Source organism: Amycolatopsis sp. GA6-003, assembly GCF_046267895.1.
Lineage (GTDB): Bacteria > Actinomycetota > Actinomycetes > Mycobacteriales > Pseudonocardiaceae > Amycolatopsis.
Genome location: NZ_CP176499.1, coordinates 2,864,764 through 2,890,263 on the forward strand (window position 1 = coordinate 2,864,764; position 25,500 = coordinate 2,890,263).

Genomic DNA, 25,500 nt, shown 5'->3' on the forward strand with positions numbered 1-25,500 from the left:
CAGCCTAAACAAAGTGATTGACACTTTCCAATCACTCGGCGACACTCGATCGGGTGCGTCGTGACTCACTGTTCTTCCACGCCGATTTCCGCAGGCTGTGGGCCGGGGACACGGCGAGCCAGCTGGGGATGTTCGTCGGGGTCACGGCCATTCCGCTGCTCGCTGCCGTCACCCTGGCCGCCACGCCGTTCGAGATGGGCCTGCTGACCATGGCCGAGACGCTCGGCTTCCTGGTCCTCGGCCTGCCCGCGGGCGTCTGGGTGGACCGGATGCGCAAGCGGCCGCTCATGCTCGCCGCCGACCTGGTCCGCGGGGTGCTGCTGCTCAGCGTCCCGCTCGCCTGGTGGGCCGGCGTGCTCACCATGGCGCAGGTGCTGGCGGTCGTGCTGTTCGTCGGCTTCGCGACGGTGTTCTTCGACGTCTCCTACCAGGCGTATCTGCCCGCGCTGGTCGGCCGCGAGAAGCTGCTGGAAGGCAACGCGAAGCTGCAGGGCGTGCAGTCGTCGGCGCAGATCGCCGGACCGAGCCTCGCCGGCGTGCTCGTGCAGGTCGTCGGCGCGGCCAGCACGGTACTGGTCACCGGTCTCGGCTACCTCACGTCCGCGCTGTGCCTGTGGCGCATCCGCACTGTCGAAACCCTCCCGGAACGCGCCGGGCACGACCGCCTGGTGCCGCAGATGCTCGAAGGCCTCCGGTTCGTCCTCGCCGACCGGCCGCTGCGCGCGATCGTCGCCTGCACCGCCACCTCCAACTTCTTCGGCGGAGTGGTCCAGGCCGTCCAGGTGCTGTTCCTGACCCGCACCGCCGGGCTGAAGCCGGCCGAGGTCGGCGGCCTGCTCGCGGTGAGCGGGGTCGGCGGCATCGCGGCCGCGCTGTGCGCCGGGCCGATCATCCGCAGGATCGGGCAGGCCCGGTCGATCTGGCTGGTCCCGGTGCTGTTCTGGCCGGGCGAGATCCTGGTCCTGCTCGCCGGACCGGACTGGCGGATCGCGCTCGCCGGGCTGGGGATGGCCGCGTTCGGGTTCGGCGTGATCCTCTACAACATCGCCCAGGTCTCCTACCGGCAGGCGATCACGCCGGACCGGCTGCTGGGCCGGATGAACGCGAGCGTCCGGTTCGTCGTCTGGGGAGCGCTGCCGCTCGGCGGGCTGCTGGGCGGCGGGCTCGGCGAATGGCTCGGGCTCGCCGGCGCGCTGGCGATCGGCACCGTCGGGCCGGTCGCGGGCGCGCTGTGGGTGATCTGCTCGCCGCTGCGGCGCATGCGGGACCTGCCCGCGGGCGGGGAAATCGCTGTACCCGCCCCGTAAAGTGCGGGCATGAACGAGAAGATCCCGCACCAAGTCCGCGTCGACGGCCTGGCCGCCAAATGGGTACCGGTGTGGGAACGCGAAGGCGTATACCGGTTCGACCGGACTCGCCCGGACGTCTACTCGATCGACACGCCGCCGCTCACCGCGAGCGGTTCGCTGCACATCGGGCACGTCTTCTCCTACACGCACACCGACGTTCTCGCGCGCTACCAACGGATGCGCGGCCGTTCGGTCTTCTACCCGGTCGGCTGGGACGACAACGGCCTGCCCACCGAACGCCGCGTGCAGAACCATTTCGGCGTGCGTTGCGAACCGTCGCTGCCCTACGACCCGTCTTTCACTCCGCCGGAAAAGCCCGGCAAGAACGCGATTCCGGTGTCCCGGCGGAATTTCGTCGAACTGTGCCGCCAGCTGACCGAAACCGACGAGAAGGTGTTCGAGGAGGTCTGGCGGAGCATCGGGCTTTCGGTGGACTGGACGCTCGCCTATCAGACGATCGACCCGGCCACCACGGAAATCTCGCAGCGCGCGTTCCTGCGCAACCTCGCGCGCGGCGAGGCGTACCAATCCGAAGCCCCGACGCTGTGGGATGTCACCTTCCGCACCGCGGTCGCGCAGGCCGAACTGGAAGACCGCGAGCGTCCCGGCGCGTATCACGACCTCGTGTTCACCGCTGACGACGGCGCGGAGGTGCTGATCTCCACCACGCGGCCCGAGTTGCTGCCCGCGTGCGTCGCCCTCGTCGCGCATCCGGACGACGAGCGCTACCAAGGCCTTGTCGGGAAGACCGTGCGCACGCCGGTGTTCGGCGTCGAGGTGCCGGTGCACGCGCACCACCTCGCGGATCCGGAGAAGGGCACCGGCATCGCGATGGTGTGCACCTTCGGTGACACCACTGACGTCACCTGGTGGCGCGCGCTGCAGCTCGAAACGCGTCCGGTGCTGGGCCGCGACGGCCGGTTCCGCTCCGAACCGCCGCACGGTGTTCCGGCCGCCAGATACGAACCGCTGGCGGGCAAGACTGTCCACACTGGACGCCAGATCCTGGTGGACCTCCTGCGCGAGGCGGGCGCGCTGCGCGGCGAGCCGAGGCCGATCACGCATCCGGTGAAGTTCTACGAAAAGGGCGACAAGCCGCTGGAGATCGTCACGAGCCGCCAGTGGTACCTGCGCAACGGCGGCCGCGACGACGCCCTGCGCGCGAAACTGCTGGAGCGCGGCGAGGAGCTGAACTGGGTCCCGCCGCACATGCGGGTGCGCTACCGCAGCTGGGTCGAGGGCCTGACCAGCGACTGGCTGATCAGCCGCCAGCGGTTCTTCGGCGTGCCGATCCCGGTCTGGTACCCGCTGGACGCCGACGGGGAGCCGGACCACGACGCGGTGCTGACGCCGGACGACGCGAGCCTGCCGGTCGACCCGAGCACCGACGTTCCGCCGGGCTACACCGAAGAACAGCGCGGCGTGCCGGGCGGCTTCGTCGCGGAGGCGGACGTGATGGACACCTGGGCGACGTCGTCGCTGACGCCGCAGATCGCTGGGCGCTGGAGCCTCGACGACGACCTGTTCCGCCGCGTGTTCCCGTTCTCGCTGCGGCCGCAGGCGCACGAGATCATCCGCACCTGGCTGTTCTCCACCGCGGTCCGCGCCGAGCTGGAGGAAGGCGTGCTGCCGTGGCGCGACGCGGTGATCTCCGGCTGGGTGCTCGACCCGGACCGGAAGAAGATGTCGAAATCGGTCGGCAACGTCGTCACGCCGGCGGATCTGCTGGAGCGGCACGGTTCCGACGCGGTGCGCTACTGGGCGGCGAGCGCGCGGCCCGGCGTGGACACGGCGGTCGACGAAGGCCAGATGAAGGTCGGGCGACGGCTGGCGACGAAACTGTTGAACGTGAGCAAATTCGTGCTCGGCCTCGGGACTCCCCAGCCGGAATCGGCCGCGACGGAACCGCTGGACCGGTCCGTGCTCGCCGCGCTGGCGAAGGTGCTCGAGGAAGCGACGGCCGCGTTCGAGGCGCTCGACCAGGCGCGCGCGTTGCAGGTGACCGAGACGTTCTTCTGGACGTTCTGCGACGACTACGTGGAGCTGGTGAAGGCCCGCGCGTACGGCGATCTCGGCGCGGAGGCGGCGGAATCGGCGCAGGTGGCGCTGCGGACGGTGCTGTCGGCGTTGGTGCGGATGTTCGCGCCGGTGCTGCCGTTCGCCACCGAAGAGATCTGGTCGTGGTGGCAGAAGGGCTCGGTGCACCGGGCGCCGTGGCCGTCGGCGCCGGTGGTCGACGGTGATCCGTCGCTGCTGACGCTGGCGGGCGAGGTGATCGCGGCGGTGCGGCGGGCGAAGACGGACGCGAAGGTGTCGATGCGCTCGCCGGTCGAGACGCTGACCGTGGGCGGCCCGGCGGAGACGCTGACCCGGTTCGCCGCGGTGGCCTCGGATGTCCGGCTCGCCGGGGCGATCGGCGAGGTCGCCACGAGTAACGGCGACTTTTCGCTCGAGGTCAAGATCGCGACCCCGTAGGGTGGTTTTCGTGGATTCCTACGTGCTCGTCGTCGCCGATGTGTCCAGCAGCCCCGAGAACGCCGAAGAGTTCGGCCAGGTGCTGCACGAGTTCGCGGCCGCGTGCCGCGAAGAACCGGGCTGCCTGTCGTACGAGGTGTTCCGCTCCGACGAAACGCCGGGGCGGTACGTGAGCATCGAGAAGTACGCCGACGACGCGGCGTTCAAGGCGCATCGCGAGTCGGACCACTTCCGGGAGATCGGCGTGGGCCGCGTGCTGCCGCTGACCGTCGACCGCGACGTGCGGATGTACGACCGGCCCCGGGAAATCCCGCCGGCGAGCTGACTCCGCCGCGGCCGGCCGGGAGCGGCGGGCCGGGTTCTGTCCCCGGCTTGCCGCTCAGGCCGGCGAACCGGCGGCGGCCCACCAGGCTTCGTCCAGCTCGCCGCGGGCCACGATCTCGGCCGGCCCGGTCAGCGTGGATTCGCCGCGCCCGACGGTGACCGTCACGCGGCCGCCCGGGATGTCCACTGTGGACTCGCCGGTGTCCTTGCCCGCGAGGTGCAGCGAGGCGGCCACCGCGGCGACCGTGCCGGTGCCGCAGGCGCGCGTCTCGCCGACGCCGCGTTCGTGGACGCGCATCCGCAGCGCGCCCTCGCCGAGCACGTTGACGAATTCCAGGTTGACCCCGGCCGGGAAGAAATCGTGGTCGAAATCGGGCTGGTCGCGCAGGTCGAGGCCGGCGATGTCGGTTTCGGTGACCGACACCAGGTGCGGGTTGCCGACGTTCACCGCGACCCCGGAGAACGGCTGCCCGGCCACCACGGTGACCGACGTGCCGGTGATCGCCGCCGGGCCCATCTGCACGGTGACCGAACGGTCCGGGTGCACGACGACCGGCCGGTCGCCGGCGCGGGTGCCGATGACGAACTCGCCCGCCTCGGCCAGCCCGGCGTCGACCAGGTAGCGCGCGAAAACGCGGGTGCCGTTGCCGCACATCTCGGCGATCGACCCGTCGGCGTTGCGGTAGTCCATGAACCACTCGCCTGCCGACTCTTCGCCGATCGCCTTCGCCCGGACGACGCGCAGCACGCCGTCCGCGCCGATGCCCCGCTGCCGGTCGCACAGCGCGGCGACCCGCTCCGCCGTCAGGTCCAGGCGGCCGGCCGCGTCGGGCAGCAGCACGAAGTCGTTCTGCGTGCCGTGGCCCTTGAGGAATTCGATGCCGCCCATGCGTCCAGGCTACTGGTCGAGCGCGGCGAGGACCCGCGCGGCCAGGTCTGCCGATCCGCCGTCGAACCACTGGATCCGCTTGTCGCGGCGGAACCACGAACGCTGCCGCCGCACGAACCGCCGCGTGGCCTGCGCGGTCGCCGCCGCGGCCGCCGCGAAGTCGCCTTCTCCGTCCAGCTCGGCCAGGACCTGCTGGTAGCCGAGCGCCCGCGAAGCCGTTTTCCCGTCCCGCAAACCGCGGCCCAGCAACGCGCGCACCTCGTCCACGAGACCGGCCTCGAACATCCGCTCCACCCGCAGGTCGACGCGCTCGTCCAGCTCGGCGACCTCGCGGTCGATCCCGATCAGCACGGTGTCCCAGCGTGCCGGACCCGGTTTCGGCAGGTTCGCCGAGAACGGTTCGCCGGTGATCTCGATGACCTCCAGCGCCCGTACGATGCGGCGGGTGTTCGTGGGCAGGATCGCCGCCGCGGCGACCGGATCGCGCTCCCCCAGGCGGGTGTAGAGCGCGGCGGTGCCGAGTTCGGCGGCCTCTTCGTCGAGCCGTGCGCGCACCGCGGGGTCGGTGCCCGGGAACCGGAGATCGTCCAGCACCGCTTGCACGTACAGCCCGGAGCCGCCGGTCAGCACCGGAACCCGGCCGGCGGCGAGAATCCGCTCGATCGTGCTCCGGGCGTCCCGCTGATAGGCGGCCACCGACGCGGTCTCGGTCACGTCGAGTACGTCCAGCAGGTGGTGCGGGACCCCTCGCCGTTCCTCCGCGGTCGCTTTGGCGGTGCCGATGTCCATGCCCCGGTAGAGCTGGAGCGCGTCGGCGTTCACCACCTCGCCGCCCAGCGCCAGCGCGAGTTCGACGGCCAACGCGGTCTTCCCGGTGGCGGTGGGGCCGACGACGGCCACCGGACGAGGCCGTTGAGCAGGGCTGATCACGCCGCAGAACGGTACCCGGCCGGGGCGGGACGCGGGCACGGAGCGTCAAGGAGAAGTAGGATCAACGCTTTCAGGCGGCTCATCCAGTACCACGGCGCGCGCTGAGCTGCTTGAATGCCGCTGGGGCCCCATGCCCCCGGCAGAGCACGACACCAGCGTAACCCGGCCCCGCTCCCGCGGCGGGGCGCCCGCAGCCGCGGGCGTACAGGCGATAAGGAGCCTGCGATGGCCCAGGAGAACACGTCCCCCGGCACCCCGGCACCGCACCCGGTGCCGCATGCGCAGGGCGCCGGTCATGCCGCGCCTCCGGTGCCGCCCGCCGAGCCCAGCCCCGCCACCTGGGGCCGGGTCGACGGGGAAGGCACCGTTTACGTCTTCACCGCCGACGGCGAACGCGAGGTCGGGGTCTGGCAGGCCGGCACGCCCGAGGAGGGCCTGCTGCACTACGCGCGCCGCTTCGACGACGTGCGCACCGAGGTCGAACTGCTCGAAACGCGGCTGAACTCCGGCGCGGGCGACCCGAAGCACGCGCTGTCGAGCGCCACCCAGATCCGCGACGGGCTCGGCGAGGCGGCCGTGGTCGGCGACCTGAAGGCGCTCGCCGCGCGGCTCGAGTACGTGATCGGGCTGGCGGAGAAGGCGCTGGTCAACGTCAAGCACGAGCGCGAGGAAGCCCGGGCCGCCGCGGTCGCGCGCAAGCAGGCGCTGGCCGACGAGGCGGAGAAGATCGCCGCCGAGTCCACCCAGTGGAAGGCCGCGGGCGACCGGCTGCGCGCGATCCTCGACGAGTGGAAGACGGTCAAGGGCGTCGACCGCAAGACCGACGACGAGCTGTGGAAGCGCTTCTCGAAGGCGCGCGAGGCCTTCAACCGCCGCCGCGGCTCGCACTTCGCGGAGCTGGACAAGCAGCGGGCGAGCGCGAAGCAGCGCAAGGAAGAGCTGATCGCCGAGGCCGAGGCGCTGTCGGACTCGGACGACTGGGGCGCCACCGCGGGCCGGTACAAGGAGCTGATGGCCGAGTGGAAGGCCGCCGGACGCGCTCCGAAGGACAGCGACGAGGCGCTGTGGCAGCGGTTCCGCGCGGCGCAGGACGCGTTCTTCGCCCGCCGCTCGGCGGTGTTCTCCGAACGCGACGCGGAGTTCGCCGGCAACGCCCAGCGCAAGGAAGAACTGCTGGTCGAGGCCGAGAAGATCGACGTGGCGGCCAACCTCGACGCGGCCAAGGCGGCGCTGCGCCGGATCCAGGAGCAGTGGGACGAGATCGGCAAGGTCCCGCGCGAGCGCATCCGCGAACTGGACGGACGGCTCAAGGCGGTGCAGGACGCGGTGAAGTCGGCCGAGGACAGCCGCTGGCGCCGCACCGACCCGGAGGCGCAGGCGCGAGCCGCGCAGTTCCGGGAGCGCGTCGAGCAGTTCGAATCGCAGGCCGCGAAGGCCCGCGCCGCCGGGGACGAGCGGCGGGCGAAGAAGGCCGAGGAACAGGCCGCCCAGTGGCGGGAATGGCTGGAGGCCGCGGAAGCCGCGGTCGCCGACCGCTGAGTTCGAGCGCGGGACAAGGGCCGGTACCCGCGGGTACCGGCCCTTTCGCCTTCAGTCCAGGTCCGCCAGGGCTTCGGCGGCGCGCCGGCGGTGCGATTCGGTCAGGTGCGGGTCTTCGGCGAGGGCGCGGAAGGCTTCCGCGGCGGAGTCGTCGTAGGCATAGGCGAGTTCGTCCGCCGCTTCGAGCCGCACTTCGGCTGGCAGGTCGGAATCCGCGGCCATCGAACGCAGCACCGTGCACGCCTCGACGAGCCCGTGCACCGCCTCCTCGCCCAGAAGCGCGGTCAGCTTGCCGCCGAACCGCAGCTTGAGCAGCCGCAGATACGCTTCGTGCCCTTCGGCCTGTACCGCGACGCAGGCGGCGCGCAACCGCACTTCGTCGGGCAGAACCTCGCAGTGGGCGATCAAGTCGAGCCCGGCCAGCCGGTCGTCGTCTTCCCCGCCAGTGGCCGCCAGCTCGAGCGCGGCAGCTTCGTTGTCCGGGTACTCCCAGCTCGATTCGCGGGCCCGCACCAGGAAGTTCATCGCCGCCGCGGCGGCCGGGCTCCTGCGCACCGCCTGCCCGATCGCGTCGAGGCGGACCGCGTCCTGGAGGTCCACGTCGGCGGCGATCGAAAGCAGCCGCCGGATTCCGTTCAGTTCGTCCAGGTCGAGCAGGGTCTCCGCGGTGCCCAGCCGGTCGGCCTCGTCCAGGTCGATGCCGAGGGTCGACTCGGCGAACTCGGCCAGCAGCGCCTCGCCGAAAACCACGCCCGCCGAGCGAAGCCGCCGGGCGAGCGACCAGAACTTTTCCGGCGCGCTGTACAGGAAATCCAGGATCAGGTCGTTCGGGTCGAGCCCGCGCCGGCCCCACATCTCGACGGCGAAGAGCGGCACCTGCGACACCGCGAACGCGTAGCCCGGCGACAGCAGGTCGACTATCCGCACTACCGCCTCGAACCGCTCTTCGGCGGCGGCAGCGGCCAAGCGGCGCACCACGAACCGAGCCGCGAAGTACTCCTCCACCGTGGCGTGGCTGAAGTCGATCCCGCCCGGCGTCGCGACGAACATTTCGTTGCCCCGCAGCAATTTCCGCACCGCGGCGGCGTCCAAACCGGGAACTTCGCCCCGAATACTGTCCAGAAGCGGCAGATCCGCGTCCCGGAAGTACCGTTCGGCCGCGGCCCGCTCGAGCACGGACACGACCCGGCTGGCGCCCAGCGCACGGACCAGCAGGTCGCAGAGATCGACCATGGCGACCGGGAGATTGCGGCCTCCGGAGCGCACCACCTCGCCGCACAACAGCCCGGCGACCTGCGGCTTCCCCGCCCAGCTCCCGATCTCGCGCTCGCGGACGTGCCGGATCAGCAGGGCGGCGGCCACCGCGGGTTCCGGGATCCGGCGGGCCTCGAACCACCGCTGCGCGAACTCGGCGAGCGAATCCTCCCCGAACCCCAGCAGGTCGAAGATCGGCAGCTCGGCGCGATCGACCGTGGGCACCGGCCGGGTCGCGACCACGAAGCGGAGAAACCCGTGCCGCCGCGCCGCGCTGGTGATCGCGGAGAACGCGAGGTGCAGCCGGTCGGCGCCGGAGAGTTCGTCGAGCCCGTCCACCAGCACCAGCCACGGCCGGTCGCCCGGAGCGGGCTGGGCGAAGAGGTCCGAAGGCAGATCGTCCAGCAGCAGCGGTCCGAGTTCCGCCAGCACCGCCGCGCGGATCGCCGCGGCGAGCGGGGAGCCGCGCCGGAAAACCCGGGCGTGGACGAGGACCGGGAGACAGTCCGGATTCTGCCCGTTCAGCTGCCGCTGGGCCAGCGAGTGCGCGATCCAGCGGAGCATGGTCGACTTCCCGGCGCCCGGGTCGCCGCGAAGGACGAGATTCGGGTGCTCGCGCAGCATTTCCCAGAAAGTGCCGACCGGTCCGCCGGCCGCGGCGCGCACGAGCTGGTCCCCGTGCAGATCGCCGAGCCGCAGCGGCGCTTCGGCGCTGCCGGCGACCAGAAGATCGAGCGCCCACTGCGAGACCGCGTGCGCGTAGTCGTCGACATCGAATTCCGGCTGTCCGGCGGCGAACGTCACCTGCACGTCGCGGGCCTGGATGACCTTGCCCGCGTAAACGCTGCCGATGTGGTTGTGCACGCCCTCGTCCGGCATCCCGACCCCCTCCCGCAAGGGAGCCTATCCACCGGCGGAGCGGTTCGGGGTCAGGAGCGCGAGAACGCCGTCCGCATCCAGAGCGTCGCCAGGACGATCGTCGCGATCCACGCCACGATCATGCCGATTCCCGGACCGTCGCCTGCCGCTCCGCTGGCGTGCGCGGACTGCTGCGACCAGATCGCCAGCAGGCCGTCGACCGAGGCGAACCAGCCGCCCGCGGCACAGCACCAGGCGACCCACCAGCGGCGCGACACGAGCGCGACCGCGCCGATGAACACGCCGACGCCGGTGGACGTCACGGCGAACAGCTGCGGCACCCCGCCCGCCTCGCCGGCCAGCGTCTCCCAGCCCGCGCGGCCCTGGGCCCACGGCAGGATCTGGGCGACGAGCAGCACGAACATCAGCACCGAGATGGTGAATCCGCGCCTGCCCAGCTCGACCGTGCGCGCGACGCGGCGGCCCGCGTCGTCGATTTCCTCGCTGAGGCGCCGGTCGACCTCGGCCGGCGTTCCCGGTTCGCTCATCCCGCACACCCACTCACCGGGGCCGGCTGCGCCGGGGCTCCGAAGCCCGGCAGTCCCAGGGTGACCCCGCTCGTCTTGGGCCGAAGACCGGCTTCGGCGTTGTCGCCCGCCCGCGTGCGGCGATGCGTCAGGAGGTCGCCGTCGGCGACCAGGTGGTGCGGCGCGCCGTAGCTGATCACCGTCTCCACGACGTCGCCCGGCCGGACCGAGCGGTCGACGGCCGGGCCGGTCGGCGTGAAGTGCACCAGCCGTCCGTCGCGGGCGCGCCCGCTCATCCGGTGCGTCTCGGCGTCCTTGCGTCCCTCGCCCGCGGCGACCAGCAGCTCGACCCGCCGGCCGACCAGCTTGCGGTTCTCTTCCCAGGAGATCTCGTTCTGCAGCTCGACCAGCCGGTCGTAGCGCTCCTGCACGACCTCCTTGGGCAGCTGGCCGTCCATCTCCGCGGCGGGCGTGCCGGGGCGCTTCGAGTACTGGAAGGTGAACGCGCTGGAGAACCGCGCGGCGCGGACGACGTCGAGCGTCGCCTGGAAGTCTTCCTCGGTCTCGCCGGGGAACCCGACGATGATGTCGGTGGTGATGGCGGCGTCCGGCATCGCGGCGCGCACCTCGTCGAGGATGTTCAGGAACCGCGCCGACCGGTACGACCGGCGCATCTCGCGCAGCACCCGGTCCGAGCCGGACTGCAGCGGCATGTGCAGCTGGTGGCAGACGTTCGGGGTCTCGGCCATCGCGTCGATCACGTCCGAGGTGAACGCGGCCGGATGCGGCGAGGTGAACCGCACGCGCTCCAGCCCGGCGATCCCGCCGGTCGCGCGCAGCAGCTTGCCGAACGCGAGCCGGTCGCCGAACTCGACGCCGTAGGAGTTCACGTTCTGGCCCAGCAGGGTCACCTCGAGCACGCCCTCGGCGACCAGCGCCTCGACCTCGGCGAGGATCTCGCCGGGACGGCGGTCGCGCTCCTTGCCGCGCAGCGACGGCACGATGCAGAACGTGCAAGTGTTGTTGCAGCCGACCGAAACCGACACCCAGCTCGCGTAGGACGATTCGCGGCGCGCGGGCAGCGTGGACGGGAACGTCTCGAGCGATTCGAGGATCTCGACCTCGGCCTCGGCGTTGTGCCGCGCGCGCTCCAGCAGCGCGGGCAGCGAGCCGATGTTGTGCGTCCCGAAGACGACGTCGACCCACGGCGCGCGCTTGACGATGTCGCCGCGGTCCTTCTGCGCGAGGCAGCCGCCGACGGCGATCTGCATGTCCGGATTGGCGACCTTGTCCGGGCGGAGGTGCCCGAGGGTGCCGTAGAGCTTGTTGTCCGCGTTCTCCCGCACGGCGCAGGTGTTGAACACGACCAGATCCGGCTTCGCCTGCGCGGGAGCGGGGACGTAGCCGGCTTCCTCGAGCTGCCCGGCGAGCCGTTCGGAGTCGTGCACGTTCATCTGGCAGCCGAACGTGCGGATCTGGTACGTTTTCGCGTTCATCGCCGTCCAGCCTAAACCCCGTGTCCCGCGCCGGACCCGGCACCCGCCCGCCGGGGCGTTGCGCGACGCCCCCGTCCCGGAATTCCGATAACCGGGAAATGTGCCGTTGACCGGGAACGGAAATGCACTGGGCCCGACCCCCGGAAACAATTTCCGCTATTGTTTTCCGCGCGGTGCCGAAGATATGCTCACCGCCATTGTTCCGAATCGGACCGCCGCCGCCCAGGAGGAAAAGTGCGCAAGGTTTTCGCCTGCTCAGCGGCAGTCGTCGCGAGCACGCTCGCCATCGTCGCGGCCGCCCCGGTGACCGCGGCCCCGGCTCCGGCTCCGCAGTCGGTCAGCTGGTCGGCCGACCCCGCGGACGGCGTCGGCGCGTTCAACTCGATCCAGTGCGCCGACGGCCACTTCAAGACCGCCGACTCCGTGAAGGGCAAGGTGTGGGTCGCCGAGCAGCTCGCGCAGGAGGAACGCTGCGAGGCGGTCGGCCCGGACCTCGCCGCGGGCAAGACGTTCTACCTCGGCTGGTCGTCGAAGTACCGCATCACCGACTCCACCAGCCGCTACGTGTTCCAGCTGAAGTGCAGCCCGAGCGACGGCACCGCGAACCACCCGATCGTCCTCAAGATCTCCGGCGGCAGGCTCCAGCTGGAGGAGTGGACGACCGACCACACGAGCGTCAAGCTCTGGTCCGCGCCGGTCTCCAACGACCAGTGGCACGACATCGCCTTCCGGATCTTCACCGACCGCACCCAGGGCACGATCCAGTTCTGGTTCGACGGCCAACGGCAGACCTTCTCCGACGGGTCCACCACCTACACCGGCACCACGATCGACGGAACGCGCAACTACCTGAAGTGGGGCGTCTACCACCAGGCCGACCAGACGGCGACGCAGTGGCTCACCAAGATCCGGATGGGCGACAGCCTGGCCGACGTCACCGGCTGACCTCTGGCACCATCGGCCCATGCGATGGAGGCTGACGGCGGCGCTGGCAGTGCTCACGGTGCTGCTGAGCGGGTGCGGGCCGAGCTTCGCGAACCTGCACCTGCGCGTCGCGGCCGGCTCGGTGGGCGGCGTGTACCACGACCTCGCCGGGCCGCTGGCCTCGGCGTGGGCGGGCGAACTCGGCATCGAGACGCCCGAGGTGCTCGCCACCCAGGGGTCGCGCGACAACCTCAACCGAGTGCTTTCCGGGGGCGCGGACGTCGCGTTCGTCGCCGCGGACCTGGCCGCGGACGCGGCGGCCGCGCACCCCGGCAAGCTCGCCGCGCTGGCCCGCATCCACGACGACTACCTGCACATCGTCGTCCGCAGGGATTCGCCCTACACCTCGGTGCCGATGCTGCGCGGCCGCCACCTCGCGGTCGGCTCGCCGGAATCGGGCGTCGAGTACATCGCCGACCGGGTGCTGCAGGTCGCCGGGCTGAAAAGCTCGGTCTCGGTGAAGCAGCTGAGCCTGGAGGAATCGCTCGCCGCGCTGGCCGACCGCCGGATCGACGCGATGTTCTGGTCCGGCGGGCTGCCGACGCCGCTCATCACCGAATACAACCGCAAGGTCGGCCTCCGGCTGCTCGACATGTCCAGCCTGATGCCGGGCATGCAGCGGTTCAGCCCGGTGTACGGCACCGCGACCATCCCCGGCAGCACCTACGACCAGCACGGTCCGGTCACGACGCTGGTGGTGCCGAACTTCCTGGTCGTGCCCACCTCGATGTCCGCCGACGTCGCCGAAGCGCTCACCAAGGGCCTCTACGACGCCCGCCCGCGGCTGGCGGCGGTCAACCGGGCGGCGCTGTCGATCGACGTGCATCCGGGGATCGAGACCGGGCCGCTGCCGTTGCATCCCGGCGCGCTGGCGTACTACCGCGCGGAGAAGGTCTAGCGCGCGACCGGGAAGTCCATCTCGATCCGCAGCCCGCCGCCCTCGGGCAGGGACAGCTTCAGCTCGCCGCCGGAATGCCGGACGATCTCGGTGACGATCGCCAGCCCCAGTCCCGACCCGGGCACGTTCTGATGCGCCGTGCTCCGCCAGAACCGGTCGGCCGCCCGCTCCAGTTCGTCCTCGCGCAGCCCGGGGCCGTGGTCGCGGACCGAAACCGTCACGCGGTCCCCGGCGACCTTCGCGGCCACTTCGACCGAGGTGCCGGAAGGGCTGAACTTGAGCGCGTTGTCCAGCAAAGCGTCGAGCACGACCTCCAGCCCGCGCGGCGGCACGAGCACGCGCGCGCCGTCGACGTCCACCGCGCTCTCCAGCGAGACCTCGCGAGCCGCGCCGACCACCGACCAGTCGGCGACGCGGTCGGCGATCACCTCGGCGAGGTCTTCGGAAACCAGCTCGCCGCCCGCGGATTCCGCGCGGGCCATGGACAGCAGCTCGTCGAGGATCTGGTTCAGCCGCCGGGCGTCCACCTGCGCCGCTTCGAGGTCGGCCGCCGCGGTTTCGTCGGTCACCTGGCCGTCGAGGTTGCCCAGCCGGATCTTCAGCGCGGTCAGCGGGTTGCGCAGCTGATGCGAGGCGTCGGCGACGAACGCGCGCTGCGCGGCCAGCGCTTCCGACACGCTCGCCGCCATCCGGTCGAACGACCGCCCCAGCTGCCGCAGCTCCGGCGGGCCGCCGCTCTCCCCCACCGGCTCCGCCTCCCGGCCGCTGACCACGGACGCGACCAGCGCACCGGTCGCCTCGTCCAGCCGCCGGACCGGGCGCAGCGTCCAGCGCACCACCGGCAGCGCGACGAGCAGCGCCAGCCCGAACGCGACCAGCGCGCACGCGGCCAGCAGCAGCCACTGCCACAGCAGCTGGGTGCGGACGTGATCGGTCGCGGACTCGGTCACCACCGCGCCGCGCACCTCGCCGTCGATGAGGATCGGCTCGGCCAGCACCAGCGGTTTCGCCGCCCACGGCAGCAGCAGCGGCCCGGCTTCGGGCGGACGGGCGGCGAGCGCCTCGTTCACCGGCACCTGGATCGAGGCCCGGTCGACGGCGCCGCTCACCGAGCTCAGCACCGGGTCGCCGTCCTGGTTCACCACGACCACTTTCACGCCGTACACCTCGGTGTACCGGCGCAGTTCGGGTTCGAGGCGGCCGAGCTGGTTGTCGAGCAGCGGACGCTGGGCGAGCGAGGCGAACCGCGAGGTGTCGGTGAGCCGGTCGAGGAAGAGCTTCTGCTGGAGGCTGCTCGCGATGCTGAGCGCGAGCGGGATGCCGAGCCCGAAGACGAGCAGCGCGACGAGCGTGACGACGATGCCCTGCAGCCGGACGCGCATCGGTCAGTCCCGCCGGATGCCCAGCCGGTAGCCGACGCCGCGGACCGTCTCGATCAGCGCCGGGCGGCCGAGCTTGGTGCGCAGGGTGGCGACGTGCACGTCCAGCGAACGGCTCTCCGCCGCGCCGCGGTGTCCCCACACCTCGTTCAGCACCTGCTCGCGCGAGCACACCGCGCCGCCCGCGGCCGCGACCAGCGCCAGCACCTGGAACTCCTTGCGGGACAACGCGATCGGCTCGCCCGCGACCAGCACCTCGTGCCTCGACAGGTCGATCCGGACGTCGCCGACCTCGACCACCGGCACGGACGGCGCGGCCCGTTCCCCTCGGCGGCGCCGCACCGCTTCGACCCGCGCGAGCAGTTCCTCCACGTCGTAGGGCTTGACCAGGTAGTCGTCGGCGCCGGCGCGCAGGCCGTGCACCCGGTCGTTCACCTCGCCGCGCGCGGACACGACGATCACCGCGACGTCGCTGACCGCCCGGATCTGCCGGCAGAGCACCACGCCGTCCACGTCGGGAAGCCCCAGGTCGAGGAGGATCACGTCGACGTCGTGGACCCGGTCCAGCACCCCGGCCCCGGACGGAAGCCGCTGCATGGCCAGGCCGCGGCGGATGAGAGCGGGCACGAGCGCCCCGGCGACCCGGTCGTCGTCTTCCACCAGCAGCACGCGCACGCTTGCTCCTCCCCGGTGATCCAGACCACGGTAGCCGCACTCTGGGGCGCCACGCCCCGCGGACACGGTGCGTGGCGGCGGCCACAGTCCCGACTAGGCTGAAAGCCGCCCCGACGGCCGCATCCGATACGTAGTTGAAACCCTAAGTATTGCTCAAGCCGTCTTTACAAGAGATGTCCCGGTAGTAGGTTTCCGCAAGCGTTGCGGAACCCCGGTTCCGCGGACGCCGCTGACCAACGGAGCTCTGGAGGCCACGATGACCACCGAGGTGGCGACGCCGATGATCAAGGCGGCCGCCGTGAACAAGTACTTCGGCGATCTGCACGTGCTGCGCGAGATCACGCTCGAGGTGCCGCGCGGCCAGGTCGTCGTCGTGCTCGGGCCGTCCGGGTCGGGCAAGTCGACGCTGTGCCGCGCGATCAACCGGCTCGAGCCGATCAACTCCGGCGAGATCGCCGTGGACGGCGTGCCGCTGCCCGCCGAGGGCAAGGCGCTCGCCGCGCTGCGCGCCGACGTCGGCATGGTCTTCCAGCAGTTCAACCTGTTCGCGCACAAGACGATCCTCGAGAACGTCATGCTCGCGCCGGTGAAGGTGCGCAAGACCGCGCAGGCGCAGGCCCGCAAGACGGCGATGGAACTGCTCGAGCGCGTCGGCATCGCGAACCAGGCCGACAAGTACCCGGCCCAGCTGTCCGGCGGCCAGCAGCAGCGCGTGGCGATCGCCCGCGCGCTCGCGATGAAGCCCAAGGTGATGCTGTTCGACGAGCCGACCTCCGCGCTGGACCCGGAAATGGTCCAGGAGGTGCTCGACGTGATGACCGGGCTGGCGAAGGACGGCATGACCATGCTCGTGGTCACGCACGAGATGGGCTTCGCCCGCCGCGCCGCCGACCGCGTGATCTTCATGGCCGACGGCGAGATCGTCGAGGACACCACGCCCGAGGAGTTCTTCACCAAGCCGAAATCCGACCGTGCGAAGGACTTCCTCGGCAAGATCCTGACCCACTGACCCGTTCGGGGGAATCCCCCGGCGCCCCGGGCCCGAGGTGGCTGTAATCGGCCGTGTCCATCGGCGCTACCCCGACCGGTACCGACGTTCCCGGACAGATGTTTCCCGGACAGATATTGGAGAGACTGACATGAGGATCCGCACCCTCGCGGCCGCCCTGCTCGCCGGCGGGCTGCTGCTCACGGCCTGCGGCAAGGAAGGCGCCCCGGCCGGTCCCGGCGGGGACGCCACCACGAACACCGCCGCGCTGCCGACCTACGAGGTGGCCAAGGACGTCAAGCTCGACGGCTCCCCGGTGTTCACGAAGATCAAGAACGCGGGCACGATCACCATCGGCGTCAAGGACGACCAGCCCGAGCTGGGCCAGAAGGACCCGAAGACCGGCAAGTTCCAGGGCTTCGACATCGAGATCGCCCGGATGATCGCGGCCGGCCTCGGCTTCAGCGAGGACAAGATCAAGTACACGACGGTCGACTCGGCCGCGCGCGAGCAGGCCATCGCCAACGGCCAGGTCGACCTCTACGTCGGCACCTACACCATCAGCGACAAGCGCAAGAAGCTCGTGTCGTTCGCCGGCCCGTACTTCCAGGCCGGGCAGGACCTGCTGGTGCGCAAGGACGACAACTCGATCACCGGCCCGGAGACGCTGAAGGGCAAGAAGGTCTGCTCGGTCACCGGGTCGACCCCGATCCAGAACGTGCGAGAGAAGAAGCTGACCGACCAGATCGTCGAGTTCCAGAAGTACTCGCAGTGCGTGGAGAAGCTGACCACGAAGGACGTCGACGCGGTCACCACCGACGACGCGATCCTCAAGGGCTACGCCGCGCAGGACCCGGACAGCTTCAAGGTCGTCGGCAAGCCGTTCTCGAAGGAGCCCTACGGCATCGGCCTGAACAAGGACGACAAGGTGCTGCGCGACAAGATCGACGACCTGCTGCAGGCCGCCGAGACCAACGGCACCTGGAAGAAGATCTACGACGCGACCCTCGGCAAGTCCGGCGCGCCCGCGACGCCGCCGGCCATCGAGCGGTACTGACCTGATCCGGCGGCCGGTGGGCGAAGCTTTCGCCCACCGGCCGCCGTACACCCACTATCGGCACACGGACGCGGGGAAGGCTCCATGGACGTCCTGCTCGACAATCTGGACCTCTTCGGTCCGTTCTTCCTGACCACGATCGAACTGTTCCTGATCGCGGGAGCGTGCAGCCTGGTGCTGGGCACGATCCTCGCGATGCTGCGGGTGAGCCCGGTCCCGGTGCTGCGCGCGATCGGCACGACGTACGTCACCGTCCTGCGCAACACGCCGCTGACGCTGGTGTTCGCGTTCCTCGTGTTCGCCTACCCGCTGCTCGACATCGTCAAGATCGACTACTTCCCGACCGCCGCGGTGGCGCTGACGATCTACACGTCCGCGTTCATCTGCGAGGTCGTGCGCTCGGGCATCAACACGGTGCCGGTCGGCCAGGCCGAGGCGGGCCGTGCGCTGGGCCTGTCGTCCGGGCAGATCCTCGGCGACATCGTCCTCCCGCAGGCGCTGCGCTCGGTCGTGCCGCCGCTGGTCAGCATGCTCATCGCGCTGCTGAAGAACACGACGATCGCCAGCGGGTTCTCGGTCGCCGAGGCCGGCGCGATCCGGCAGTACGTGTCCGAACGCGGCGACAACCAGATGATCGCGCTGCTGTGGGTCGCGCTCGGCTTCATCATCCTCGTGTCGGTGCTGTCGCTGATCCAGCGCAGCCTGGAGAAGCGCTGGAGCGTGGCCCGATGAGCACGGTTCTTTTCGACACTCCGGGCCCGAAAGCGCGGATGCGGCACCGGCTCTACGCGGTGCTGGGCATCGTCGTGGTGGCCGCGCTGATCGCGTTCGTGATCTACCGCTTCATCGACAGCGGCCAGTTCACCGGCCGCAAATGGGAGTGGCTGCAGTACTCCCAGGTGCAGAGCGACCTCGCGAACGCCGTGCTGGCGACCGTGAAGGCCTTCGCACTGGGCGCGGTGCTGGCCATCGTGTTCGGCGCGGTGTTCGCCGCCGGACGGTTGTCCGACCACGCGTGGGTGCGCGGAGTCTGCACGGCCGTCGTGGAGTTCTTCCGCGCGATCCCGCTGCTGATCCTGATGTTCCTGTTCTACTACGGCCTCCCGACCCTCGGCGTCGACACGTCGCCGCTGTTCGCGGTGGTCCTTGGCCTGACGCTGTACAACGGCTCGGTGCTGGCGGAGGTCTTCCGCGCGGGCATCCTGTCCCTGCCGAAGGGCCAGAGCGAAGCCGCGTACGCGCTCGGCATGCGCAAGACGCAGGTGATGTTCACGGTCCTACTGCCGCAGGCGCTGCGCGCGATGCTGCCGACGATCATCAGCCAGCTGGTCGTGTTGCTCAAGGACACCGCGCTCGGCTTCCTCGTGACGTACCCGGAGCTGCTGTACTACGCCCGTTACATCGGCAGCCAGGGCGCCTTCGGCCGTCCGATCGTCCCGTCGACCCTCGTGGCCGCCGCAATCTACATCGCGATGTGCCTGCTGCTGACCGCGCTCGCGACTTACCTGGAGCGACGCAACCGCCGCAGCAAGAAGCACATCGACACGGGCGCCAAGGACGCTGCGGAACTCACCACCGCGGCGACTGGCGGCCTGCGTGGCGGGCCGCTCTGACGGTTTCTTGTTTCGCTTGAAGCCCCTGGCGCTGCTTTTCTTTGCGGCGCTGGGGGTTTCTTTGTTTTCAGCCGTGCGCTGTCGGATGGCGTGGCTGGTACAGCGGGAGGAGGCTGCCGCTGGGGAGGCGGAGGGATACTCGGGTGCCCCAGGATGCGGTCGTTGGCTCGCCGTCCGCTTCGGCTCCCTTCTGGGTCAGCTGCCGGACTGTTTCGGCTAGGTCGTCGCACATCAGGTAGAACTCCTGCTGGGGTTCTCCGTCGGTGGGGTGCACTGCCAGTTCCGTTGGGGGCAGGCGGAAAATGAGCCAGCCTTCGCCTGCGTCTACGTGGCCCAGTTCCAGTACGTCCTTGAGGAACTCCCGGTCTGCTGCTGCGTCTTTGCTGTAGAGGATCACGTGGGCACCGGTGATCATGGCTTCTTGTCCTTCCTGAAGTCCTTTGGGTACAAGGGAAATCGTCCTTTGCGCGATCGAGCCTGCGCGATCGAGCCGATCGAGTGATGCCGTCCGACCGCGGGTCCTGCTAACGTTGATCTCATCGAAGTAAGTGCATCGCATGTGATGTGAGCCCACGAGCGTTCTCGTAGCGGCCGTCGCGATTTCCCTTCTCTCCCAGTGCGTTGGCCAGCGCACTGGTCGGTGCGGTCTCGCCTGCGCGCGGTGAGATCGCGCTGCCCGGAAACGGAAATCGCGGCGCGCCGCACGGAAGACAGCCGCCGGGTCGACCCGCCGTCATGACCAGACTCAACCGGCAAGGAGGAACCGCCTATTGCCCAACCACAACTGAATACGCCACCTGCCGCGCGTGCGCCGTCCTCGCCTCCGAAGGGCGGACCCGGAGCGCGTGAACGAGCAGGCGAGCCACCGTGGAAGGCACGGCTACCGTGCACGGGCAGGCTCACCTCGGGAACGGACAGGCCTGTCATCGCGGCCGAGCCAAGCCACTCCGCGAACCGGCAAACCCTTGACCGCGAGCAAGCCAGGCCCACCCGCGAACCGGCACGCCCGCCACCGCGAGCAAGCCACTCCGTGAGTCGGCAACCCCGCCACCACGGCTGAGCCAGGCCCACCCCGGGAACCGGCAACCCCGCCACCACCGGGCAGACAAGCCCACTCCCGCGAACCGGCACGCGGCCGCAGCCCACCACCAACAGGTCCGCGACCGCACCGCCCACCACCCCGGGCGGACGTCACCGATTCCGGCGGAACAGCTTGTCCCCCAGCCAGACAATCGGGTCGTACTTGCGGTCGGCGACGCGTTCCTTCATCGGGATCAGCGCGTTGTCGGTGATGTGGATGCCTTCCGGGCACACCTCGGTACAGCATTTGGTGATGTTGCAGAACCCGAGCCCGTGCTCGTCCTGCGCGGCGTCGCGGCGGTCGGCGACGTCCAGCGGATGCATCTCCAGCTCGGCGATCCGCATGAGGTAGCGAGGCCCGGCGAAAGCCTCCTTGTTCTCCTCGTGGTCGCGCACGACGTGGCAGGTGTTCTGGCACAAGTAGCACTCGATGCACTTGCGGAATTCCTGCGAGCGCTCGACGTCCACCTGCTGCATCCGGTACTCGCCGGGTTTCAGCCCCTCCGGCGGGGTGAAAGACGGGATCTCGCGAGCCTTCGTGTAGTTGAACGACACGTCGGTCACGAGGTCGCGGATCACCGGGAAGGTGCGCATCGGCGTGACCGTCACGACCTCGGCTTCGGTGAACGTCGACATGCGCGTCATGCACAGCAGCCGCGGCCTGCCGTTGATCTCCGCGGAGCAGGAACCGCATTTGCCCGCTTTGCAGTTCCAGCGCACGGCGAGGTCGGCGGCCTGGGTGGCCTGCAGCCGGTGGATGATGTCGAGCACGACCTCGCCCTCGTTCACCTCCACGGTGAAGTCCTGCAGGCCGCCGCCGGTCGCGTCGCCTCGCCACACGCGGAACTTCGCCTGGTAGCTCACGCGGTCCTCCCGGAGTGGTTCTCCAGCTCGGCGTCGGTGAAGTACTTGCCCAGCTCGTCGAGTTCGAACAGCTCGAGCAGGTCCGGCCGCATCGGCGTCTGCTCCTTCACGGCCACGTCGACGTCCGGCACGAGCGGGTTGTCGCCTGGCCGCGCGGAGCAGACGAGGAGCCGGTGCCGCCAGTCCGGGTCCATCGACGGGTAGTCGTCGCGGGTGTGGCCGCCGCGGCTTTCGGTGCGGGTCAGCGCCGCGCGGGCGACGCATTCGCTCACCAGCAGCATGTTCCGCAGGTCGAGCGCGAGGTGCCAGCCGGGGTTGAACTGCCGGTGGCCCTCCACCGTCACCAGCCGCACGCGGCGGCGGATGTCCGCGAGTTTTTCCAGCGCCTGCTGGATTTCCCCGGCCTTGCGGATGATGCCGACGAGATCGTTCATCGACTGCTGCAGCTCGGTGTGCAGGGTGTACGGGTTCTCCGGCGTGCCGTCGGCGGGCGGGTTGAACGGTTCGAGCGCCATCGCGGCCGCGGCGTCCACATCGGACTGCGACACCGCGGGACGATCCTCGAGACCGTCCACATAGGACGCCGCGCCCAGTCCGGCGCGCCGGCCGAACACGAGCAGGTCCGACAGCGAGTTGCCGCCAAGCCGGTTCGACCCGTGCATGCCGCCGGAGCACTCGCCCGCCGCGAACAGGCCGGGCACGCTCGCCGCGCCGGTGTCCGGGTCGACCTCCACGCCGCCCATCACGTAGTGGCAGGTGGGGCCGACCTCCATGGCCTCCTTGGTGATGTCGACGTCGGCGAGTTCCTTGAACTGGTGGTACATCGACGGCAGCCGCCGCTGGATCTCCTCGGCGGGCAGCCGGCTCGCGATGTCGAGGAACACGCCGCCGTGCGGGGACCCGCGCCCCTCCTTGACCTCGGAGTTGATCGCCCGCGCCACCTCGTCGCGCGGCAGCAGGTCCGGCGTCCGGCGGTTGTTCTCCTGGTCGGTGTACCAGCGGTCGGCCTCGCTTTCGCTGTCCGCGTACTGGCCCTTGAACACCTCGGGCACGTACTCGAACATGAACCGCTTGTCCTCGGAGTTCTTGAGCACCCCGCCGTCGCCGCGCACGCCCTCGGTGACGAGGATGCCCTTCACGCTCGGCGGCCACACCATCCCGGTCGGATGGAACTGCACGAACTCCATGTTGATCAGCTTCGCGCCGGCACGAAGGGCGAGCGCGTGCCCGTCGCCGGTGTACTCCCACGAATTCGACGTCACCTTGAACGACTTGCCGATGCCGCCCGTCGCGAGCACCACCGCAGGCGCTTCGAACAGCACGAACCGGCCGCTTTCGCGCCAGTAGCCGAACGCTCCGGCGATCGCGCCTTTGTCCAGCAGCAACTCGGTGACCGTACATTCAGCGAAGACCTTGATCCGCGCCTCGTAGTCGCCGTACTTCTTGAAGTCTTCCTGTTGCAGCGAAACGATCTTCTGCTGCATAGTGCGAATCAGCTCGAGCCCGGTCCGGTCGCCGACGTGCGCGAGCCGCGGATACGTGTGCCCGCCGAAGTTGCGCTGGCTGATCCGCCCGTCCGCCGTGCGGTCGAAGAGCGCGCCGTACGTCTCCAGCTCCCAGACGCGGTCCGGCGCTTCCTTGGCGTGCAGCTCGGCCATCCGCCAGTTGTTGAGGAATTTCCCGCCGCGCATGGTGTCGCGGAAGTGCACCTGCCAGTTGTCGTTCGAGTTCGCGTTGCCCATCGACGCCGCGCAGCCGCCCTCGGCCATCACCGTGTGCGCCTTGCCGAACAGGGATTTGCACACCACCGCGACGCTGAACCCGCGTTCGCGCGCTTCGATCACCGCGCGCAGACCGGCGCCGCCGGCACCGATCACCACCACGTCGTAGCTGTGCCGTTCGACCTCGGTCATGGAATAAGCCACCTCACGAGCTGGGGAGAACTGCCTTGCGCTGCTGGATTTCCGGGGTTCAGCCCACGAATCGCAGGTCGGAGATCGCGCCGCTCGACACGAGCATCACGTAGAAGTCGGTCAGCACGAGCGTGCCGAGCGTCGTCCACGCGAGGGTCATGTGCCGGGTGTTGAGCTTCGTGACCTGCGTCCAGATCCAGTACCGGACGGGATGTTTCGAGAAATGCTTGAGCCGCCCGCCGGTGACGTGCCGGCACGAGTGGCAGGAGAGCGTGTACGCCCACAGCAGCACGACGTTCACCACGAGAATCACGTTGCCGAGCCCGAAGCCGAACCCGCTGGGACTCTGGAAGGCGACGACGGCGTCGTAGGTGTTGACGAGCGAAACCACGCACGCGACGTAGAAGAAGTACCGGTGCACGTTCTGCACGATCAACGGCAGCCGCGTCTCGCCGGTGTAGCGCGCGTGCGGTTCGGCGACCGCGCAGGCCGGCGGGGAGAACCAGACCGAGCGGTAGTAGGCCTTGCGGTAGTAGTAGCAGGTCAACCGGAACCCGAGCAGGAACGGCAGCACGAGCACACCGAGCGGCAGCCAGGACGGCATCTCGCCGAACCAGTGCCCGAAGTGGCTCGATCCCGGGACGCAGGAAGTGGACACGCAGGGCGAGTAGAACGGCGTCAGATAGTGGTATTCGGGCACCCAGTAGGCGGTGCGCACGAACGCCCGGACAGTCGCGTAAACGACGAAGGTGGCCAGCCCCAGCACAGTGAGCAGGGGCGCCAGCCACCACCGGTCGGTGCGCAATGTCCGGTCGGCGAGCCGCGCCCGCCCCGGCGCCCGAACGCCGGTACGGGCGCGGCTGACGTCGTTGTCAGCGGGCGCGCTCACCGCTGGTCGCGCTTGTAGCCACCGACACCTTCGTCGTCGGCACCGCTCCACAGCGCCGGATCGTAGGGAGTATCCGGGACAGGAACGCGCTCGAGAGGCTTCGCCTGCGCGGGCACAGCAGGCGGATGCCCGTCCAGCTCCGCACTGTCGATGTCGAGCCGCTCGACGTCGTTGGCCAGCCGGCGCACCGCGGACGCGTCGCCGTAGCGCGACCGCAATGCGCCCACGCACTGCCGCAACTGGCCGATGGTGCGCCGAAGTTCGGCGATCTCTGTGGTGGACATCGGAAGCCTCCCTGGTGGTGGGGCCGGCAGTTCGGGTGACGATCAACGCCGCCAAGTACGACTCTGCCTCGCGCGGTGCACTGTGACAAGTAGCACATTTACCAGAAGAAGGCATGCGGTAGCTGTTGACCTGGGGATTTCTCGCCAGATAGGGGCCGAAAGTGGGGTCTGGGCCGTCTCTGGGACGTCCTCCCCCGCAAACCCCAAGCCCCGACCGGTTGCCGGAACGACCTCCGGCAGACAGAGAGTCATCCCGCGATCACCCTACGCGACAAGCCCCTACCCAGCCGGATCCTCTCCCGTCAGGAGGTTCGTCAGTCCGGCCTCGTTCGCCTGCCGTTGGGCTTTCACCTCCTCCTCGAACCTGTCGGCCGCGGCCGACAGGCAGTCCAACGAATCCTCCAAAGACAGCGCGGACTCGGCCAGCCGCTCGATAGTTCCCACGTACGGAGCGGCTTCCCGCCCGGACAGGAAGACACCTGCGCGCTCATGCGGGAAGTACACGACATCCGTTGTATCCCGCTGCCGGTACCAGCTGAACGCGCCCGCCGTGACGGCCTCGCTCGGGGCCAGGCGGATGTTCACCGTCGCCGCGATCTCGATGAGGTACCGCAGCTGCCGCAGCATCAGTTCGGCGTCTCCGAGGTCGTTTCGCAGTGCTTCGGTACCGATGAACAGCTGCGTCTCGACCGCCTCCGCGCCGAACAGGATTCTCTTGCGGTTCAAGCGGTTCTCGACGACTTGCTCCAGGATTTCGCTGTCCCAGAGGCTCGGGCCGAACACCAGCCGCGCGTAGTCGGGGGTTTGCAGCAGTTCCGGGATCTCCAGCGGAGCCCACACAGTCACCGACTCGGCGTTCCGCTCGTGTCCGGCCACTAGCGCGTAATGGGCCGTGTTCGCCTGCGAGCCGGGCATGATCCAGCTCGTCCCGGCCAGGTCGCGCGCCAGTTCCATGATGCGCGTTTTCTTCTCGCCGACCACGCCGAGCGCACCCAGCACCCCGGCCACGTCCTCCAGCGTCGGCACCTCCTCGCCCAGCTCCCAGCTCGACAGCAGCGCCGGCTCCACCCCGACCCAGCGTCCCAGTTCGCGCAGACCGAAGCTCGCCTCGATCCGGGCATTCCGCAATTCCCTGCCCAAAGCGCGCTCTTGCGGAGTGGGCGTGTCCGAATCTCGCATCCACTGTCACCTCCAGCCGCGGATAGTGCCTGTTCCACATTGCTAACACCTAGGCC

General features: G+C 69.9%; 23 protein-coding genes. 10 read left to right on the forward strand and 13 right to left on the reverse strand.

Features of this window, described 5'->3' with window-relative positions; all coding sequences use genetic code 11:
* The first annotated feature begins 53 nt into the window (after positions 1–53).
* The 3 genes from F9C12_RS12400 to F9C12_RS12410 are packed head-to-tail and all read left to right on the forward strand — an operon-like array spanning position 54 to position 4,149.
* The gene (locus F9C12_RS12400) at positions 54–1,307 is read left to right on the forward strand and encodes an MFS transporter (RefSeq protein WP_409465963.1); all 1,254 of its coding nucleotides are present in this window, start codon (positions 54–56) and stop codon (positions 1,305–1,307) included.
* A gap of 9 nt (positions 1,308–1,316) precedes the next feature.
* Positions 1,317–3,824 (forward strand): valine--tRNA ligase, encoded by a 2,508-nt coding sequence (gene valS / locus F9C12_RS12405; RefSeq protein ID WP_409465964.1) that lies wholly within the window; start codon positions 1,317–1,319, stop codon positions 3,822–3,824.
* A 10-nt stretch (positions 3,825–3,834) separates the two neighbouring features.
* Positions 3,835–4,149 (forward strand): putative quinol monooxygenase, encoded by a 315-nt coding sequence (locus tag F9C12_RS12410; protein WP_409465965.1) that lies wholly within the window; start codon positions 3,835–3,837, stop codon positions 4,147–4,149.
* Positions 4,150–4,203: 54 nt separating this feature from the next.
* On the opposite strand, the gene dapF is transcribed toward F9C12_RS12410, so the two are convergent.
* On the reverse strand, positions 4,204–5,037 hold the full coding sequence (dapF, locus tag F9C12_RS12415; RefSeq protein ID WP_409465966.1) for a diaminopimelate epimerase: 834 nt from the start codon (positions 5,035–5,037) through the stop codon (positions 4,204–4,206).
* A gap of 9 nt (positions 5,038–5,046) precedes the next feature.
* Positions 5,047–5,967, reverse strand: a complete 921-nt coding sequence (miaA, locus tag F9C12_RS12420) for a tRNA (adenosine(37)-N6)-dimethylallyltransferase MiaA (RefSeq protein ID WP_409465967.1) — start codon at positions 5,965–5,967, stop codon at positions 5,047–5,049.
* A gap of 225 nt (positions 5,968–6,192) precedes the next feature.
* Between miaA and F9C12_RS12425 the strand changes: the two genes are divergently transcribed.
* Positions 6,193–7,506, forward strand: coding sequence for a DUF349 domain-containing protein (locus F9C12_RS12425; RefSeq protein ID WP_409182142.1), 1,314 nt, complete (start codon positions 6,193–6,195; stop codon positions 7,504–7,506).
* Between the two features lie 51 nt (positions 7,507–7,557).
* Here the strand turns inward: F9C12_RS12425 and F9C12_RS12430 are convergent, their stop codons facing one another.
* The 3 genes from F9C12_RS12430 to miaB are packed head-to-tail and all read right to left on the reverse strand — an operon-like array spanning position 7,558 to position 11,641.
* Positions 7,558–9,639 (reverse strand): NACHT domain-containing protein, encoded by a 2,082-nt coding sequence (locus tag F9C12_RS12430; protein WP_409465968.1) that lies wholly within the window; start codon positions 9,637–9,639, stop codon positions 7,558–7,560.
* A gap of 50 nt (positions 9,640–9,689) precedes the next feature.
* Positions 9,690–10,166: a hypothetical protein gene (locus F9C12_RS12435; RefSeq protein ID WP_409182144.1), complete on the reverse strand. Its 477-nt coding sequence runs from the start codon at positions 10,164–10,166 to the stop codon at positions 9,690–9,692.
* On the reverse strand, positions 10,163–11,641 hold the full coding sequence (miaB, locus tag F9C12_RS12440) for a tRNA (N6-isopentenyl adenosine(37)-C2)-methylthiotransferase MiaB (RefSeq protein WP_409465969.1): 1,479 nt from the start codon (positions 11,639–11,641) through the stop codon (positions 10,163–10,165). The genes F9C12_RS12435 and miaB overlap by 4 nt, the downstream gene beginning before the upstream one ends.
* Before the next feature lie 234 nt (positions 11,642–11,875).
* Between miaB and F9C12_RS12445 the strand changes: the two genes are divergently transcribed.
* Together F9C12_RS12445 and F9C12_RS12450 are read left to right on the forward strand one after the other, a co-directional pair.
* The gene (locus F9C12_RS12445; protein WP_409465970.1) at positions 11,876–12,586 is read left to right on the forward strand and encodes a heparin lyase I family protein; all 711 of its coding nucleotides are present in this window, start codon (positions 11,876–11,878) and stop codon (positions 12,584–12,586) included.
* 19 nt (positions 12,587–12,605) lie between these two features.
* Positions 12,606–13,523, forward strand: coding sequence for a TAXI family TRAP transporter solute-binding subunit (locus tag F9C12_RS12450; RefSeq protein WP_409182148.1), 918 nt, complete (start codon positions 12,606–12,608; stop codon positions 13,521–13,523).
* Here the strand turns inward: F9C12_RS12450 and F9C12_RS12455 are convergent.
* Together F9C12_RS12455 and F9C12_RS12460 are read right to left on the reverse strand one after the other, a co-directional pair.
* Positions 13,520–14,905, reverse strand: coding sequence for an ATP-binding protein (locus F9C12_RS12455; protein WP_409465971.1), 1,386 nt, complete (start codon positions 14,903–14,905; stop codon positions 13,520–13,522). The two genes, F9C12_RS12450 and F9C12_RS12455, sit on opposite strands and share 4 nt — an antisense overlap.
* A 3-nt stretch (positions 14,906–14,908) precedes the next feature.
* Positions 14,909–15,577 carry a response regulator transcription factor gene (locus tag F9C12_RS12460; RefSeq protein ID WP_409182150.1) on the reverse strand — a complete coding sequence of 223 codons (669 nt, stop codon included), beginning with the start codon at positions 15,575–15,577 and terminating at the stop codon, positions 14,909–14,911.
* Between the two features lie 280 nt (positions 15,578–15,857).
* Here F9C12_RS12460 and F9C12_RS12465 point away from each other — a divergent pair, with 280 nt between their 5' ends.
* The 4 genes from F9C12_RS12465 to F9C12_RS12480 all read left to right on the forward strand — a co-directional run bounded on the left by F9C12_RS12465 (position 15,858) and on the right by F9C12_RS12480 (position 19,235).
* Positions 15,858–16,586 (forward strand): amino acid ABC transporter ATP-binding protein, encoded by a 729-nt coding sequence (locus F9C12_RS12465; protein ID WP_409187064.1) that lies wholly within the window; start codon positions 15,858–15,860, stop codon positions 16,584–16,586.
* A 130-nt stretch (positions 16,587–16,716) separates the two neighbouring features.
* Positions 16,717–17,622 carry a glutamate ABC transporter substrate-binding protein gene (locus F9C12_RS12470; protein ID WP_409465972.1) on the forward strand — a complete coding sequence of 302 codons (906 nt, stop codon included), beginning with the start codon at positions 16,717–16,719 and terminating at the stop codon, positions 17,620–17,622.
* Positions 17,623–17,706: 84 nt separating this feature from the next.
* A complete protein-coding gene (locus F9C12_RS12475; RefSeq protein WP_409182152.1) occupies positions 17,707–18,354 on the forward strand; it encodes an amino acid ABC transporter permease in 648 nt (215 codons plus the stop codon).
* Complete coding sequence (locus tag F9C12_RS12480) at positions 18,351–19,235, forward strand: amino acid ABC transporter permease (protein WP_409465973.1); 885 nt, start codon at positions 18,351–18,353, stop codon at positions 19,233–19,235. The genes F9C12_RS12475 and F9C12_RS12480 overlap by 4 nt, the downstream gene beginning before the upstream one ends.
* A 67-nt stretch (positions 19,236–19,302) precedes the next feature.
* Here the strand turns inward: F9C12_RS12480 and F9C12_RS12485 are convergent, their stop codons facing one another.
* The 6 genes from F9C12_RS12485 to F9C12_RS12510 all read right to left on the reverse strand — a co-directional run bounded on the left by F9C12_RS12485 (position 19,303) and on the right by F9C12_RS12510 (position 25,444).
* A complete protein-coding gene (locus tag F9C12_RS12485) occupies positions 19,303–19,650 on the reverse strand; it encodes a VOC family protein (RefSeq protein WP_409465974.1) in 348 nt (115 codons plus the stop codon).
* A 776-nt stretch (positions 19,651–20,426) separates the two neighbouring features.
* On the reverse strand, positions 20,427–21,179 hold the full coding sequence (locus F9C12_RS12490) for a succinate dehydrogenase/fumarate reductase iron-sulfur subunit (RefSeq protein ID WP_409182156.1): 753 nt from the start codon (positions 21,177–21,179) through the stop codon (positions 20,427–20,429).
* On the reverse strand, positions 21,176–23,092 hold the full coding sequence (locus F9C12_RS12495) for a fumarate reductase/succinate dehydrogenase flavoprotein subunit (protein ID WP_409465975.1): 1,917 nt from the start codon (positions 23,090–23,092) through the stop codon (positions 21,176–21,178). The genes F9C12_RS12490 and F9C12_RS12495 overlap by 4 nt, the downstream gene beginning before the upstream one ends.
* 58 nt (positions 23,093–23,150) lie before the next feature.
* Positions 23,151–23,981, reverse strand: a complete 831-nt coding sequence (locus F9C12_RS12500) for a hypothetical protein (protein ID WP_409182158.1) — start codon at positions 23,979–23,981, stop codon at positions 23,151–23,153.
* Positions 23,978–24,265 carry a hypothetical protein gene (locus tag F9C12_RS12505; protein WP_409182159.1) on the reverse strand — a complete coding sequence of 96 codons (288 nt, stop codon included), beginning with the start codon at positions 24,263–24,265 and terminating at the stop codon, positions 23,978–23,980. The genes F9C12_RS12500 and F9C12_RS12505 overlap by 4 nt, the downstream gene beginning before the upstream one ends.
* Positions 24,266–24,544: 279 nt before the next feature.
* Positions 24,545–25,444 carry a helix-turn-helix domain-containing protein gene (locus F9C12_RS12510; protein WP_409465976.1) on the reverse strand — a complete coding sequence of 300 codons (900 nt, stop codon included), beginning with the start codon at positions 25,442–25,444 and terminating at the stop codon, positions 24,545–24,547.
* Positions 25,445–25,500 lie beyond the last annotated feature (56 nt).